This window comes from Gluconobacter sp. DsW_058 (assembly GCF_002153615.1).
GTDB classification, from domain to species: Bacteria; Pseudomonadota; Alphaproteobacteria; order Acetobacterales; family Acetobacteraceae; genus Gluconobacter; species Gluconobacter cerinus.
The window spans coordinates 22,992-38,460 of the sequence record NZ_JOPH01000004.1; the positions used below are offsets into that span (position 1 = coordinate 22,992).

Sequence of the window (15,469 nt, forward strand, 5' to 3'; positions counted from 1 at the left end):
AAATCTCACTCCAAAATCGTATTGTTACCATTGCGCACAGGAGACATTTCCTTTCAGTTTTGTAATCGAAGATACATTTAGACATGAAATGAAGGGATATCTGCCAGCAATGAACACCTCTTTTCCAACGTTGGGCCGTCCGGGCTTTTCACTGAAACCCTCCCGGACTTTTTTGAAAATTGCCTTGCTGGCTGGTATTTCCTACACAGCGCTTCCTGTTCCTGAAGCCTGTGCAGAGACGACGACGAAGCATCTTTCTGCCGCTCATAAGTCTTCTGCGAAAAAAGCGGCTGCACCCCGTGCAACAGTGCAGTCCGCACGTCCTCAGACAGCGGTTCAAGCCAAGCCCGTTACAGTTGCGCCTGTGTCTGCGCCCGTTCAGACAATTACAAATGCCAACCTGAAGCCAGGCACATCACCTGCCGCTGAAGTCGTTACCGTTACAGGAACGCGTCTTTCCCAAACACGCCTGACGAACGTTATGGCTGGCTCAACCGTCGATGCTGCGCAGCTTCGTGCCCGTGGCTACACGGACATGGGCATTGCCCTGATGCGTGAGAACACCGCCTTCACGGTGGGTGACAACTCCCCTATCGGTTCACAGGGCAGCTTTGGTGCTGGCCAGTCGTTCGTTTCTCTTCTGGGCCTTGGCTCACAGCGTACCCTCACCCTCGTGGACGGCATGCGCATGGTGGGTGGGTCAACCGCTTCCAACTATGGTGCAGGCTCAGGCTCGCAGGTTGATGTCAGTGCAATTCCGACATCCCTGATCAAGAAGGTTGATACCCGTCTCGGCGGCGCAGGCGCGGCTTATGGTGCTGATGCTGTTGCGGGTGTCGTGAACTACCAGCTCGATGATCATTTCAAGGGTGTTGATTTCAACGCACAGGGTAACTGGACGCAGAAGCTGGATGCGCCGCAGGAAAAGATTACGTTCAAGGCTGGCACAGACTTTGACCACGGCAAGGGCGGCGTCGTTTTTGACGTGGAATATCGCAATGCTGGCGGCATGGTCGCGAATGACCGCCCATACATCACGGGCAGCCAGGCAACCACATACGCTCGACCTGCTTATGGCTCGACCACGCCATATGCCCGCGTGCTGACGCCAGGCGTTCGTTTCCTGCAGAACTCGGTCACTGGTCTGCCGACCACAAGCGCCGTTTACGGTCAGCTTCCAATCAAGGCAGGTAAAGCCGGATACGCTATTCCTAACGCCGCCGGACAGGCACTGATGTTCAGCCCTAACGGCCAGTCTCTCGTGCCTATCACGTATAACTCTGCTGTGCAGGACGGACTTCGCGCATCAGGCGGGAACGGCCTCGCGCTGCAGGATTATAACCAGCTTTATGCGCCATCTGACAAGCTGAACCTGACCACGCTCGGCCACTATGATTTCACCGATCACCTGCATGCAACATGGCAGGGATGGTATGCCCGCGGAACAGCGTCCAGCCTGGTTGGTCAGGGTACCTGGAACACGCCTCAGTTCGATGACCCACTGAGCCTGCAAAGCTATCAGACGAACACGGTCGTCAATGGTGCGTACAAACTCAGCACGAACAATCCCTACCTGACGCCCGCCGTACGTGCACAGATCGTCAATGCTCTTCAGGCCGCAGGCAAGCCGACGGATACGTTCTATTTGTCACGCCTGAACCAGGATCTTGACGCAGGCATGTATCGGACCACCATGCAGATGTTCCGCTTCCAGGGCGGCCTGAACGGTGATTTCAACGCAGTTGGCCGTCATTTCGAGTGGTCTGTGAAGGGTGTGTACGGCAAGTACATGAACGACACCTGGCAACCGTCTATTGCCACCCAGAACCTGACCAATGCGCTGAACGCCACGACGGACGCCAGCGGCAATATCGTCTGCGCTCCAGGCTATACAAATTCTACGGCCGTCACACGGAGCTCCACCTGCTCGCCGTTGAACCCGTTTGGTTATAACCAGATGACGCCAGCCGCCCGCGACTACGTCATTTCGGACGCGCACAGCAAAAACACAAATGCGCAGCGCGATCTTCAGGCAGAAATTCACAGCACGGTTGCCCACCTGCCGGCTGGTGATATCCGCTGGGATCTTGGCTACGAGCATCGTCGTGAAGGCTACAACTTCAACCCGGGCAGCTTCTTCCAGGGTGAGCAGCAGGCGGACGGAACCTACAAGCAGTACGGCAACTCAACCGCCATCCCCATTACGTCGGGCGCCTATCACACGCATGAAGTTTTTGGTGAGCTGGATATTCCGCTCGTTTCCCCGAACATGCATGTCCCGGGCGTTTACAGCCTGTCCGCAACAGCAAACGGCCGCTTTATTAACAACAGCATGACCGGCAACTACTGGACGTACATGTTTGGTGGTGCGTGGTGGCCAACGCAGGATTTCGGCCTATCCGGGAACTATGCCCAGTCCGTTCGTAATCCGTCCGTCACCGAGCTTTTTGCGCCCCAGAGCACGACATATAGCACAGCAGAAGATCCCTGCTCCATCGAGTACATCACCTCTGGTCCTGCTCCGGCTACGAGAGCGGCCAATTGCGCAAAAGAAGGAATTCCCAAGGGCGGTTTCAGCTCGAACATCAATTATTACACAGCGCAGGGCAAATCAGGCGGCAACGCAAAGCTGCAGAACGAGACGTCTCACAGCTACACAGGCACGCTGGATTTCCATCCGCACTTCGTCCGTGGTCTCGACATGACGGCCTCTTTTGTTGATGTCAAAGTCAACAATGAAATCACATCTCTGAGTGTCGGCGATCTGATGAATGCCTGCTATGATTCAGGCTCTTACCCGAACAACGCATACTGCAACTCCTTCAAGCGTGATTCAGACCACCAGGTTGAGAGCTTCACGTCCGGCTATTTCAACATTGCCAACCAGCACATGCAGATCATGCAAGCGAACATTGACTACTATGTTCCCCTGCAGCGCCTCGGCTTGCCGCAGTCTGCTGGCAACATTGAACTTCGTGGAAACTATTCTCACTACCTGCGCAATCAGCAGACGTATCTTGGCAGCACGTATGTCCTGAATGGCGATACGACGTCTCCGAACAATCTGTTCACGCTGGACTTTAACTATACGCGTGGCCCGATTTTCTTCCAGTGGCAGACCATTTACTATGGCAAGTCCAAGTATGCCTTGCAGGTTTCAGACTATACGTACGAGCATAACAACCGTCCGGGCTTTGCGTATTTTAACACGACGTTTGGCTATCAGATCACCAAGAACATTGATGCCAACTTCATGATCAACAACATTACCGGCGCACTTCCAAAGTACCCCGGCACAGTCAGCCTAACCCGTTATTATGATGCCATCATGGGACGGTCGTTCCAGCTAAACATCGGTGCTCATTTCTGATCTTTCGATTTAAATATGGCACGAGAAAGAGGGGCTTCTGGCCCCTCTTTTTTTGTGCTCTCAGCCCCGGAGACGTCACGAAAACTTCGCACTTGCATAGGAGGGATGCTCTGTTTTCGTTGGGAAAATTCCGCTTAACTGGAAGCATGAAAAAGCTTCTTACCAAGGCCTTTAGCGCGACCCTTCTGACCCTTATCAGCGGTTGTGCTTCAACGCCGCTTCAGCCGACGCCATGGATCGGGAAGCCAACTGTCATTCTGATTTCTCTGGATGGTTTTCGAACAGAATATCTTTCCAGAGGGCTGACACCTCACCTATTAGAACTGGCTCGGAATGGAGTTTCTGCTGAGGATATGCGGCCTTCTTTCCCATCCATTACATTCCCTAACCACTACACTTTGGTGACTGGCCTCAGACCTGACCACCATGGGATTGTCGGGAATACAATGTATGATCCGGATCATCCCGGAATAAAATTCACCATGCAGAGCAAGGACTCTTATTGGTGGAATGAAGCTGAGCCAATCTGGGTCACCGCGAAACAGCATGGACTGAATGTTGGCACACTGTTCTGGCCTGGATCAGAAGCTATTATTCATAATATACGGCCAGACGAATGGCTGCCTTTCCGTTCGCAGATGTCTGACAGCGAACGCGTGCACACACTGCTATCCTGGTACGACGCGCAACCTGCGAAGCGCCCTGAATTCAGTACACTCTATTTCAATATCGTTGACACACAGGGCCACCATTTTGGACCTGACTCTGTTGCAGTTGAGGCTGCCCTGGAAGATGTTGACGAGGGCATCAGGCAACTGATCGACGGGCTGAAAAAACGTCATATTCCTGCTAATATTATAGTCGTCGCAGATCACGGTATGGCGTCCGTTGGGGAAAATCATATCATTCCCATGGATCAGATCGCGCCAGCCTCCTCATATCATTGGATCACGGGAGGCGCTTACGCCGGGGTAAATGCTGTGCCGGGAAAAACGGCAGTTCTGGAGAAAGCGCTCCTTCAGCCGCACTCGCATATGACATGCTGGCGCAAAGCTGAAATTCCGGAACGATTTCACTATGGAAAGAATCCCCGTGTCCCTGCCTATATCTGTCTTGCTGATGTTGGCTGGATGATTCAGGCCACTACTCCAGACAAATCTCAGAACCCATATAAGGGCGCTCACGGCTATGATCCCGCAGCCCCGCAAATGAGTGCAGTTTTCGTTGCGAATGGCCCGGACTTCAAAGCCGGCAAGGTGCTACCGCCCTTTGACAATGTCGATGTCTACTCTTTAATGACGCATTTGCTGGATATTCCAGCGCAACCCAATGACGGCACACTCAAGACATTTCTGCCAGCTCTGAACACACCCTGAAAAATCATAAAAAAAGCCGGGGTTTCCCCCGGCTTCTTCTCGTGAAATACCTATGATCAGGCGCTTTCTTTGACCTTGTGCTTGACCTTGACGTCATGCCCCTTGAGCATTCCATGCCAGTACAGGCGGGGGAAAACTTCGGTTTTCAAGAGCCAAGCGAAGCGGCTGGGTTTCCGCTGATCATACGGGAAACTCGGAGCAACCTTCCCGCCATACAGGAACTCTGCCAACACGACTTTGCCGTAAGACACTGTCAGTGGGCAGGCACCATATCCATCATACGCCCCTGTTTGAGGGCGGCCGTCGAGAGAGGCCAGCAGGTTCGAGACCACAACGGGAGCCTGCTCGCGCGCGGCAGCAGCTGTCTTGGCATTACTGGTACCCAGAACATCTCCAGCGCCGAAAACGGTATCGTACTTCACATGACGCAGGCTTGTAGGGTCCACATCCAGCCAGCCACCGGCATTGGCAAGGGGGCTTTTCTTGACGAAATCCGGAGCGGACTGTGGCGGGACAACGTGCAGCATGTCGAACGACCGAACAACAGTTTCGTCTGTGCCAACAATCTGGAAGGTCGCTTCACGTTTCTCCCCATCGACCTTGATGAGGTTCTCCTTTTTATGAAGATTGACCCCATAAAAATCGATCTGCTTCTGGAGGGAAGGCACGTAGTATGCCACACCAAACAGCGCGTCTCCCGCCATGCAGAAATCGACTTCCGTGCGGTGAAGCGACCCTTCCTTGCGCCAGTGATCGCTCGCCAGATAGACAATCTTCTGCGGTGCCCCAGCACACTTGATGGGCATAGGAGGCTGTGTGAAGAGCGCCTTTCCACCATCAAGATGACGAATGCATTCCCAGGTGTAGGCAGCCGTTTCCCGGGAATAGTTGGACGTCACGCCATTACGGCCCAGCGTCTCGGGTAGTCCCTCGATTTTATCCCAGTCCAACTGAAGCCCGGGGCATACAACCAGCCGACGATATTCCACCACACGGCCACTTTCGAGCGTCACGGTGTTCGCGTCAGGATCGAAAGACACTACACTGTCTCGCAGCCAGGTCACGTCTTTCGGAATCAGGCCACCTTCCTGACGGAGCGTTTCCGCCAGCGTCATCACGCCGGCTCCAACCAGCGTCCAGCCCGGCTGGTAGGCATGCGTCGTAGATGGTTCGATAATGGCAATCGACAGGTTGGGTCGCTGATGTCGAAGCTGCGCTGCAATGGTGATGCCTGCAGCACCCCCACCAACGATGACGACGGAGAAGCGATCCTGCGGGTTGGAATCTGTCATGTTCGATACTCCAGAGTCATGGGCTGACAAAAGAAGACCCTAAACCAGACGGGCCAGTCTTTCGGTAAGAAGAGTGTAGAACGCGTCGGAATCAATGTGATCAATCCATAACGCATTAGGGAGGCGATCGGTTACCTTCCAAAGATCGACAACGCTCTGTCCCAGACAAAGCGGTGCTTCAATCTCGATCTCGACATTACAGTCCCGTCCGGAGAACAGGTCTGGCCGCAGCAGCCAGCCAATCGTCAGCGGGTCATGGAGTGCACCGCCTTCCCATCCATATTTCAGCTTCTCAAAGCGGTCTTCAGCACCTAGCATCCGGACAACCATATCGCCCACAGGTGTTCCGAGCGCGGCAATGGGTGCCAGCCGAGCAGGAGTCGCGATAGCGCGATGGGTCACATCGAGCGGGAGCAGCGTGACAGGAATGCCTGCACCCATCACGATTTTCGCAGCGTGGGGATCAACGAAGAAGTTGAATTCCGCAGTTGGTGTGATGTTTCCACCTTCGCGCTGCGCGCCACCCATTGCGACAATCTGGGAAATTTTGGGCGCAATATCCGGCGCGTGCGTCAGGGCATGCGCCAGATTGGTCAGAGGACCCAGGCAAACCAGCGTAATGGCGCCTTTCGGCTCCTTCCGCAGCACATCGATCAGATGGGTAGCGGCGTCCATCGGCTGCTCACGGAGACGAGGGGTTGGCAGGTTAGCGCCACCCATTCCGGTTTCACCATGCACGTATTCCGCACTAATCGGCGCCTTATGAAGAGGCCGTGCGGCACCGGCAAAAACCGGTACATCCTCACGCCCCGCCAGTTCGAGCAGGGCGCAGGCGTTTTTCGTGGTCTGGGCGAGCGAGACGTTGCCAGCAACGGTCATGATCGCTTCGACCTGCAGTTCTGGCGAGGCCAGCGCCAGCAGGATCGCCACGGCATCGTCCTGACCGGGATCCGTGTCGATAATAATCCGACGGGGGCTGACCTGCGTCATCATGCGTCCTTTTCGTCGTCCTTGAACCAGGCCTCAACCGTCCCCGTGACCTTCAGGGTCATCGGACGGCCTTTGCGGTCCACGGCCTTGCCAACAGACAGGCGTGCCCAGCCTTCGCTGATGCAGTATTCCTCAACATTGGTCTTCTCTTCGCCTTTAAGGCGAACACCAACGCCGCGGTTCAGCACGTCTTCATTGTAGTATGGGCTGTCCGGGCTGGCGCACAGGCGGTCGGGAGGGGTATCGCTCATAATCGGTTCCTTTCTGTCTTCTGTGGCATCTTCTGTAGCGCCGGATGGCCTCGCCTCCAAGTCAGGATGGCTCCCCGGAGACAACCGGCGCTGCTATGATGCGTTTTCCTCCTCAGGAGACCATGAGTTACCATGACATTCATTCGCTTCCGCCGAACGATGGGCGCTACACTTCTCAGCCTTACCTCTCTCGGTGCCGCCCTGTCCGGTTGTGCATCGCAGGATGACGGAGACTCCTATTCCGTCAGCGTGCCGGTGGCAGCGGGTCAGGCGATGCGTTTGGATCACATGATTTCCCATGTTCCGGGCCAGGCCTGGCGCCTCACTTATCGCAGCGCAGATGCCCGTAATCCGAAACAGCTTGTCCGGGTGTCAGCGGAAGTTCTGGTTCCCGCTGGAAAACCGCCCGCTAGCGGATGGCCAGTCTTGGCCTGGGCTCATGGAGAAAGTGGCCTGCATCTGACATGCGCGCCTTCTGTCATGGGCCTCGGGACTGTTCAGGAACGCTTTTACGGTCCCTGGCTGCGACAGGGCTTTGCGATCGTCGCCACAGACTATCCGGGCCTTGGGGAGCCCGGCGAGGCATTGCTTCTCAATGCCCGTTCAGAAGGGATGAGCGTTCTGGATTCTGTTCGAGCCGCTCACGAACGCCTTCCTTCGATCTCAACAACAGTACTTCTCAGTGGCCATTCGCAAGGCGCTCAGGCGGCTCTGGCAGCCTCTGCAATGGCGGCGTCCTATGCTCCCCAATTGCATATTCTGGGAACAATCGCTGTTGCCCCGCCTTATCTGGATGCGCAGGGCGTTCAGGATCTTTTGCACCCTCGTAATCCGCACAATTTCTCACCAGCTGTTCCGGAACTCCTGTCTCTTGGCGCGTCTCTGGCTCAGGCTGACCCATCCTTTGACGCCAACGCTGTTTTCACAAATCGGGCTCTGGCTTTGATGCATGACGCCGGAAGCACATGCAGTTCGGATTTCTTTCCGATGGCCCACCGTTCAGGCCTGACACCTGCCACGACACTCAAGCCTGGCGCCGATGCTGCATTGGCACCGGCACTGAAATGGGCTGAATATCCGTCCCTGTCGCTCTCAACGCCTGTCATGATTGCGACGGGCGCGCAGGATCTGCATTCCTCCCCAACCGAGCAGCATCGTTTGGTAAATGCATTATGTGCCGCAGGAACCTCCGTCAGCCACACGACCTATGGCGGTGCCAGCCATAGTGGCACTCTTGCTGCGGTCACCACAGATGCTCATGGTTTCGCACGAACCCTCCTTGCTGGACAGAAGCCCGCGAACAACTGCCCTGCACAATGACAATCCTCGTTACAGGGGCTGGTTCTGGAATTGGTCAGGGATTGGCACATCGCCTTTCCAGGCCACACCAGGCCCTGTTTTTGGGAGATCTGCATTCTGACAGCCTGAACCTGACTCAAACGCAATGCTCGTCTTTGGGGGCAGTCGTTCATACTCGCCGCATAGACGTGCGCGACCGAACGGAAATGGCTGAGTGGATAAGCGAATCCGGTCGCTCCAGACTGGACATGGTATTTGCATGCGCGGGCCTGACTGGTGGTCTTCCGCCCTCCCACGGACAGCCGTCGGTCATGGAACGTGAAGAACATGCAAGAGCTATTTTTGAAACCAATCTGACGGGTGCCCTCAACACCCTTTTCCCAGCTATCGAACAGATGCGTCAGCAAAAGCCGGACAGAAACGGTCACAGAGGCCGCATCTGCGTCATGTCTTCAGTCGCGAGCTTCGTCTCTTACCCGGGGACCCCATCTTATTCAGCCTCCAAGGCTGCAATTGATCGGTTCGTCGTTGCCAGTGCTCCGAGCCTGGAACGACAGGGAATTTCCCTCACAAGCGTTTGTTGCGGGTTTGTAAAAACTCCGATGGTGCGGGCCAATCGTTTTCCCATGCCAGGTCTGGTCTCCACAGAATATGCCGTGCGCCGCATTCTGCGTGGAACGCTACGGGGGCAGAGACGAATCATGTTTCCGTTCTGGCTTGGGTTGGGTGCACGTCTGACAGACCTTTTGCCGCCGCGTCTGGCTGAACGTTACTATTGCAGGCAGCCCTCTGCCCAACCGGGCGGAATGCCCGATTACTGACCAGTCTCACGGTACGAAAATGACTTTTCGTGTCCTAATAGTAATGACCAAAAGACCATAATCGGGGATAAGCTGTCGGCATGAATTTCTGCCGCTTTTTCATTGACCGCCCCGTCGCAACAATCCTGATGTCTCTTGCCATCTTCATGGCCGGCGTCATCTGCTATCCTCTTCTGCCTGTTGCGACGATGCCTGATGCCACCACAACCAACATCATGGTCGTGGCATCACAGCCGGGTGCGGACCCACAGCAGATGGCAACCTCTGTCACGACCCCGCTGGAGCGGCGTCTTGGCTCCATTGCCGATGTGAAGAGCATTGAATCTGACACGAGCCAAGGTCAGGCGCAGATTTTCATTGAGTTCTCGTCTTCCCGGAACATCGACGGTGCCCTGCGAGACGTACAGGCTGCTCTTCGGGCTGCCCGCAGTGATCTTCCCACCGGCACGCTCGACGATGATCCTCAGGCCTTCAAACTGGATGGCAGTGGTTTCCCGGTTTACCTGCTCAGTGTCACGACAGACCAGCTGACACAGGCCGAGCTCTATGATGTGGCCAATATTCAGGTCAAACCTTATCTGGCCAAGGTCAAAGGGGTAGGCCGCGTCGAGGTCGTTGGTTCATCGAACCCGGCCGTTCGCGTAGAGCTTAATCCGGGGCCTTTGTACAAGTGGGGCATCGGACTTGAGAATATCCGCTCGGCCCTCGCCTCTGCCAATGCCTTCACTCCAAAGGGTTTCATCGACAGTCATGGCACACGCATGCTGCTGTCGACCAATGATCAGGCCGTCAAAGCGAGCGAATACAGGGATCTGATTGTCGGCTACCGGAACGGACTGTATCCCGTCCGCCTCAAGGACGTCGCAAACGTCTATGATGGTGTGCAGGACGTTTATCAAACGAGCTACATCAATGGTCACCGGGCCATTACGCTCATCGTTTCCGGTCAGCCCCACGCCAACACCGTGGCGATCGTGGACGGGATCAATGCTAATCTGGACAAACTACGAGAGGGTCTGCCGGGTAGCGTCAAATTAACTGTTGGCCTGGATACATCCCGCTCCGTTCGCGCTGCCCTTGATGATGCGAGAGACGCCCTCATCATTTCCGTCATTCTGGTGGTCTTGGTTATCCTGCTTTTCTTCCGCAGGGTCATGACCACTGTCATCCCGGCCGTCACTGTGCCGATTGCCCTGTCCGGCACGCTGGCTGCGATGGCCTACTTCAACTTTACTCTGGATGTTCTATCTCTGATGTCCCTGACGATCGCTGTCGGGTTCGTTGTTGATGATGCCATTGTGGTGCTTGAGAACATTGCGCGGCACATTGAAGATGGGATGGATCATTACGAAGCCAGCATTGTTGGCTCGTCGGAAATCGGTTTCACGGTCCTGTCCATCAGTGCCTCGCTTGTAGCTGTGTTTATTCCTCTGCTGTTTTTGCCGGGAACTGCGGGCTCGATCATGTTCGAGTTCTGCATGACGATGATTTCCGCCATCGTGATTTCAATGTGGTTGTCCCTCACCCTGACACCCATGATGTGCGCTCGCATGCTTGAGATTGATCATGGGACCGCCCCCCGTAAGGGTCTTACAGGCGCCATCGTGCGCTTTACTGAAGCGGGGCTGGATGGCCTCGTGCGTCTTTACGCCCGTTCCATGCACTGGTGCCTGCGGCACACGATCCTTATGGGTCTGACCCTTCCCATGAGCTTTATCCTGCTCGTGGGTTCAGTCATCGTCATGCCCAAGGAATTTATCCCTGAGCAGGATATTTCCCTGATTGGCAGTCGCATCCAGGGCGATGCGACTATGTCCTTTGATGAAATTGACCGCAGGCTGCGTGCTGTCGGTGCAATCGTGCAGCGGGACCCGGACGTAACATCCACGACCATTTTCAGTAACGATAAAAACTCCGGCCAGCTCTACCTGCATTTGAAGGAGAAAAGCGAGCGCGCTCCGGTAGCGACAGTGTTGGCCCGTATTCGCAAGGCTGTTCCCGTTGAACCGGGAGCAGACGTGATGTTCTGGAATGTCGGCGGCAATAGCCAAGGGGGAAGCAGCCAGAAAAATACGGGTGCTTATCGATATGTTCTACGCAGCGAAGATATTGCCAGCCTGACAGGCTATCTCCCTAAAATGCTGGGAGCGCTGCGTGCATCCGGGCAGTTGGTCAACCTTTCTTCCGCCACGGAAAGCCAGTCCATCGCGGCCTACGTCACGGTCCATCGCGATACGGAAGCACGGTATGGCATCACACCGCAGCTGATCCAGAATGTTCTGTATGATTCCTACGGCCAGACCATCGTCTCCACGATCCACCTTCCTCTGACGACACACCGGGTCGTCATGGTTCTGGGGCCGCAGTATCGAACTGATCCCAACATGCTGCATCAGGTCTGGATTTCAACTTCTGCTGGCACAGCGGCGGGCGGTGTGGCGTCCAACCTGATTAGAGCCAAAGCCTCCACCAGCGGGACTGAAAGCACGTTTGCATCTCTTGCAACGGCGTCTATTCAGAACTCACTGGCCAACCAGATTTCCGGCAACAGTTCCAGCGGTGCCGCTGTATCGTCTTCAACAGAAAAGATGATCCCGCTTGAAAACGTGGCTTCAATTCTTTGGAAACAGCAGCCGCTCGATGTCACCCATCGTTCGGGGTACTATTCGACCGCTATTTCCTTCGATCTGGCGCCGGGCGTGACCTATGCTCAGGGCGTGCAGCTCATTCAGGACACGCTGAAAAATACCCATGCTCCAGAAGGTGTTCTGGGCGAGTTCACGGGGACAGCAGGCGATACAACCAAAGTCATGATCAATGCACTGCTGGCGTTCGCAGCAGCCATTGCCGTCATGTATATTGTGCTTGGCATTCTGTATGAGAGCCTGATTCATCCCATCACCATTCTCTCCACGCTGCCCTCTGCCGGCATTGGCGCCATCATAGGGCTATGGTGTTTTGGAATGCCCTTCAGCGTTGTTGCTGTTATCGGCATCATCCTGCTGACAGGCATCGTGAAAAAGAACGCCATTCTGGTGATCGACTTTGCCATTCATGCAGAGCGCCATGATGGCTTGTCGCCCAAGGATGCCATTTTTAAGGCATCCATCACGCGTTTCCGCCCAATTCTCATGACCTCTCTCGCTGCGGCCCTTGGTGCTGTGCCGCTTATCATCGGACATGGTTACGGGAGCGAGATGCGGGCCCCGTTGGGCGTCTCTGTGCTCGGAGGCATGATCGTGAGTCAGTTGCTCACGCTTTATACGACTCCGATTGTTTATCTCTGGATGGATGCGATTGGAAAATGGGTCCGTCGACTGGTGCTTCGCATTGGAAAGGTCTTCCAGCACCGCGCTATGCCCAACAGCGTGCAGAACCAGAGTTAAACCAGACGCGCGGACTGCTTTTCATTTTGAAGCCTGAAATGCCACTGCGTTTCAGGCTTTTTTATAACGTCGGCAAGTTCACTGCTGCAGGACGGTTTCGGCTGTCCGCTGAAAGAGGAGCAATGTCCGGGATGACCTCTACTTCGGTGCGCCCCGTGACGCGCCCCGTCAGAACCATGTGGCTGTTGGCATTGTAAATATGAACAGTATCGCCTTTGCCACCTGCCTCCAGAACATTTCCTGACACTGTCAGGCGAACTCCCGGCAAGGTGTAGGACAAAACCACGGGTGATCCCCGCCGCACTAGTTGAGGGTGCACAAGTTGCGAGGACGCCAGAACCTGTCCCGCAGACAGACTGCTTCGTGCTTCCAGGCCAACTGCATCATCAACGGTCTGCAACGCGTCTTCAGGCACATCGGATGACCGGACCAAAGTAACACTCACATCTTCCGGCAACACAGGCTGCCCAGGATGAAGCCCGTGACGAAGCGTCACGGCCCGGACCTCCATGGTCACGGAGCCATTCACCGAAAAGGATGTTGCTTTCCCACCCGATGTGGCTGGAACCTCCATCCGGGCATTGAAATGGCCACCCCCTCGTGGTGGCCGCTCCAGGTGCAGAAGAACTGGAGCGGCCTGATCCTGCGCAGGAACTGGCACTGACCGAAAACCACTCAGGGTAATTTCAACATGAGCGTCCTGAGGCAAATCCAGCCCCTGGCGCAAAACCGGTAAAATATCATCTTCCCCGATTAAACGTGTGGCCCGCGTCACTGTCGTGGAAACCAAGGGGGATGCATCGGGCCAGTCCACACCAAACTGTGCAGCAATCGCTGTCAATTGCGGGCCACCTACAACATAGCTTGCGCCAAGTGCAGGAGCGTCTCCGATATCGGCGTCCTGCGCTGAGGTCAGGCCTGAAAACAGATCGGAAAGGTGAACACGGGCATGGTCGATACTGATATTCGTGCGGAGCGTGGCCGCATGGACGGAACCCGTTGCTACGGCTGAAAACACCAGCAGTCCGACTTGCCACCACCCTCCTTTCACGCTCAGCGGCCGCCAAGGTTGTTGAGCGTCTGCATCATGTCGTCTGCTGACGTAATGACCTTGCTGTTCATTTCGTATGCACGCTGCGCCGTAATGAGATCTGTAATTTCCGTCACAACATTGACGTTCGAGTTCTCAACATAGCCTTGCATGACACTGCCATAACCTGTTGTGTTCGGGGTTCCGAGCATCGCATCGCCAGAAGCTGTGGTAGGCGTGAACAGGTTCTGGCCCATCGCGTCCAGGCCATTTTCATTCGTGAAGGTCGCCAGCTGGAGCTGACCGACAACAGTTGAATTGTTCTGCCCGGCGACCGTTACGCTGACCTGCCCGGACTGATCAATGCTGACACTCTGGGCGTTATTGGGGATCGTGATGGTCGGGCTTAGCTGGTAGCCATCAGCTGTGACAAGCGATCCCGTATTGTCCATCGAGAAGGTGCCATCTCGCGTGTAAGCCAACTGTCCGGAGGGCAGCTGGATCTGAAAGTATCCCTTGCCCTGCACGGCTAGATCCAGGGAGTTACTGGTCTGTTCAAGACTACCCTGATCGTTGATGCGATAAATAGCGGCTGTCTTCACGCCCAGACCAACCTGTGCACCAGCAGGCACAGTCGTGCCTGTATCAGATGAACTCGTGCCGACCCGGCGGATATTCTGGTAAATAAGATCTTGAAACTCAGCACGGGACCGTTTGTATCCGGTCGTACTCATGTTCGCGATGTTGTTCGAAATGGTTTCAACGTTGGTCTGTTGGGCCTGCATGCCCGTTCCAGCGATATCGAGTGCGCGCATGTGGCTTTAATCCTTGTCCCGTCAGGACGTCTGTCAGGCTGAGACCTGAACGATTTTATCGATGGCGTTCTGCTGACGTGTCGCCTCGGCGTTGACGAACTGCGCCATGAAATCGAAATTGCGCTGGATATCCATCATCTTCGTGACCTCGGACATCATCTGCACATTACTGCCCTCGACCATGCCTTGCAGGATCGAGGGCCTGTCCACGGCATCGGTTGGCTGGTCTGATCGGAGAAGATGACTGCCCTCAGCCTGGAGGGTGTTGTTGTCCCGTGCAGTGACGATACCGATCTGCCCGGCTTCACCGGTTTCAGTGGTTATGACACCGTCCGAAGAAATGGTGAGTTGATGATCCGTTGCTGGCAGCACGATGGGCTGCCCTTCCCGGTCCAGAAGGGCGTTACCACTTTCGTCAACTACCGTTCCGTCCTGCTGCTTCTCAAAACGGCCAGCGCGTGTCAGTCGCACACCGTTAGCGGTCTGCACCTGGAAATACCCCTCTCCACCCAATGCAAGATCGAGCGGGTTTCCCGTCTGCTGCATGTCGCCCTGCTGAAAGTCACGATAGGTCGCGCGATCCTGAGTATAGGCTTGGGTCTCAGCGCCCGTGGGCTGGGTACTTCCGTGCTGGCGGGAGAGATAATCACTGAACAGAACGTTTTCGCGTTTGTAACCAACCGTGGAAGCATTGGACATGTTGTCTGCCACCACCGACATGGCGCGTTGCTGGGCATCCATGCGCGAAAGGGCAATATAGGTGCTGTTCTCCACGGCTGAAGCTCCGGCATTCCACTGTCATGGAGGAAGCTTAACTGTCAGACCCTTTCCCAATCGTT

General features: G+C 55.4%; 11 protein-coding genes. 5 read left to right on the top strand and 6 right to left on the bottom strand.

Annotated elements, in window-relative coordinates:
• The first annotated feature begins 109 nt into the window (after positions 1-109).
• Both HK24_RS02935 and HK24_RS02940 read left to right on the top strand, forming a co-directional pair.
• Positions 110-3,370 carry a TonB-dependent receptor domain-containing protein gene (locus HK24_RS02935; RefSeq protein ID WP_233126079.1) on the top strand — a complete coding sequence of 1,087 codons (3,261 nt, stop codon included), beginning with the start codon at positions 110-112 and terminating at the stop codon, positions 3,368-3,370.
• A 146-nt stretch (positions 3,371-3,516) separates the two neighbouring features.
• On the top strand, positions 3,517-4,746 hold the full coding sequence (locus HK24_RS02940) for an ectonucleotide pyrophosphatase/phosphodiesterase (RefSeq protein ID WP_086633252.1): 1,230 nt from the start codon (positions 3,517-3,519) through the stop codon (positions 4,744-4,746).
• 56 nt (positions 4,747-4,802) lie between these two features.
• Here HK24_RS02940 and HK24_RS02945 read toward each other — a convergent pair whose 3' ends face one another.
• Genes HK24_RS02945 through HK24_RS02955 form a run of 3 tightly spaced genes read right to left on the bottom strand, consistent with a single transcriptional unit; the run spans position 4,803 to position 7,279 of the window.
• Positions 4,803-6,038, bottom strand: a complete 1,236-nt coding sequence (locus tag HK24_RS02945; RefSeq protein ID WP_086633253.1) for an FAD/NAD(P)-binding oxidoreductase — start codon at positions 6,036-6,038, stop codon at positions 4,803-4,805.
• Between the two features lie 39 nt (positions 6,039-6,077).
• Positions 6,078-7,031, bottom strand: a complete 954-nt coding sequence (locus HK24_RS02950) for a nucleoside hydrolase (RefSeq protein WP_086633254.1) — start codon at positions 7,029-7,031, stop codon at positions 6,078-6,080.
• Entirely contained in the window at positions 7,028-7,279 is a 252-nt protein-coding gene (locus HK24_RS02955) for a DUF3297 family protein (RefSeq protein ID WP_046900479.1), read from the bottom strand. The genes HK24_RS02950 and HK24_RS02955 overlap by 4 nt, the downstream gene beginning before the upstream one ends.
• A 132-nt stretch (positions 7,280-7,411) precedes the next feature.
• On the opposite strand from HK24_RS02955, the gene HK24_RS02960 reads away from it, so the two are divergent.
• The 3 genes from HK24_RS02960 (at position 7,412) to HK24_RS02970 (ending at position 12,785) form a co-directional block, all read left to right on the top strand.
• Complete coding sequence (locus tag HK24_RS02960) at positions 7,412-8,599, top strand: lipase family protein (protein WP_086633255.1); 1,188 nt, start codon at positions 7,412-7,414, stop codon at positions 8,597-8,599.
• Positions 8,596-9,399: an SDR family oxidoreductase gene (locus HK24_RS02965; RefSeq protein ID WP_086633256.1), complete on the top strand. Its 804-nt coding sequence runs from the start codon at positions 8,596-8,598 to the stop codon at positions 9,397-9,399. The genes HK24_RS02960 and HK24_RS02965 overlap by 4 nt, the downstream gene beginning before the upstream one ends.
• A gap of 80 nt (positions 9,400-9,479) precedes the next feature.
• Positions 9,480-12,785 (top strand): efflux RND transporter permease subunit, encoded by a 3,306-nt coding sequence (locus HK24_RS02970; RefSeq protein WP_233126080.1) that lies wholly within the window; start codon positions 9,480-9,482, stop codon positions 12,783-12,785.
• Between the two features lie 61 nt (positions 12,786-12,846).
• On the opposite strand, the gene flgA is transcribed toward HK24_RS02970, so the two are convergent.
• Genes flgA through flgF form a run of 3 tightly spaced genes read right to left on the bottom strand, consistent with a single transcriptional unit; the run spans position 12,847 to position 15,404 of the window.
• Positions 12,847-13,803: a flagellar basal body P-ring formation chaperone FlgA gene (gene flgA, locus HK24_RS02975; protein ID WP_233126081.1), complete on the bottom strand. Its 957-nt coding sequence runs from the start codon at positions 13,801-13,803 to the stop codon at positions 12,847-12,849.
• Between the two features lie 35 nt (positions 13,804-13,838).
• Positions 13,839-14,630 (bottom strand): flagellar basal-body rod protein FlgG, encoded by a 792-nt coding sequence (flgG, locus tag HK24_RS02980; protein ID WP_046900475.1) that lies wholly within the window; start codon positions 14,628-14,630, stop codon positions 13,839-13,841.
• A gap of 33 nt (positions 14,631-14,663) precedes the next feature.
• Positions 14,664-15,404 carry a flagellar basal-body rod protein FlgF gene (flgF, locus tag HK24_RS02985; protein ID WP_086633257.1) on the bottom strand — a complete coding sequence of 247 codons (741 nt, stop codon included), beginning with the start codon at positions 15,402-15,404 and terminating at the stop codon, positions 14,664-14,666.
• Positions 15,405-15,469: the final 65 nt, after the last annotated feature.

What these genes read in the sequence shown, in the direction of transcription:
- HK24_RS02935 (WP_233126079.1), top strand. Translation starts at nt 110, where the DNA reads ATGAACACCTCTTTTCCAACGTTGGGCCGTCCGGGCTTTTCACTGAAA.
- HK24_RS02940 (WP_086633252.1), top strand. Translation starts at nt 3,517, where the DNA reads ATGAAAAAGCTTCTTACCAAGGCCTTTAGCGCGACCCTTCTGACCCTT.
- HK24_RS02945 (WP_086633253.1), bottom strand. Translation starts at nt 6,038, where the DNA reads ATGACAGATTCCAACCCGCAGGATCGCTTCTCCGTCGTCATCGTTGGT.
- HK24_RS02950 (WP_086633254.1), bottom strand. Translation starts at nt 7,031, where the DNA reads ATGATGACGCAGGTCAGCCCCCGTCGGATTATTATCGACACGGATCCC.
- HK24_RS02955 (WP_046900479.1), bottom strand. Translation starts at nt 7,279, where the DNA reads ATGAGCGATACCCCTCCCGACCGCCTGTGCGCCAGCCCGGACAGCCCA.
- HK24_RS02960 (WP_086633255.1), top strand. Translation starts at nt 7,412, where the DNA reads ATGACATTCATTCGCTTCCGCCGAACGATGGGCGCTACACTTCTCAGC.
- HK24_RS02965 (WP_086633256.1), top strand. Translation starts at nt 8,596, where the DNA reads ATGACAATCCTCGTTACAGGGGCTGGTTCTGGAATTGGTCAGGGATTG.
- HK24_RS02970 (WP_233126080.1), top strand. Translation starts at nt 9,480, where the DNA reads ATGAATTTCTGCCGCTTTTTCATTGACCGCCCCGTCGCAACAATCCTG.
- flgG (WP_046900475.1), bottom strand. Translation starts at nt 14,630, where the DNA reads ATGCGCGCACTCGATATCGCTGGAACGGGCATGCAGGCCCAACAGACC.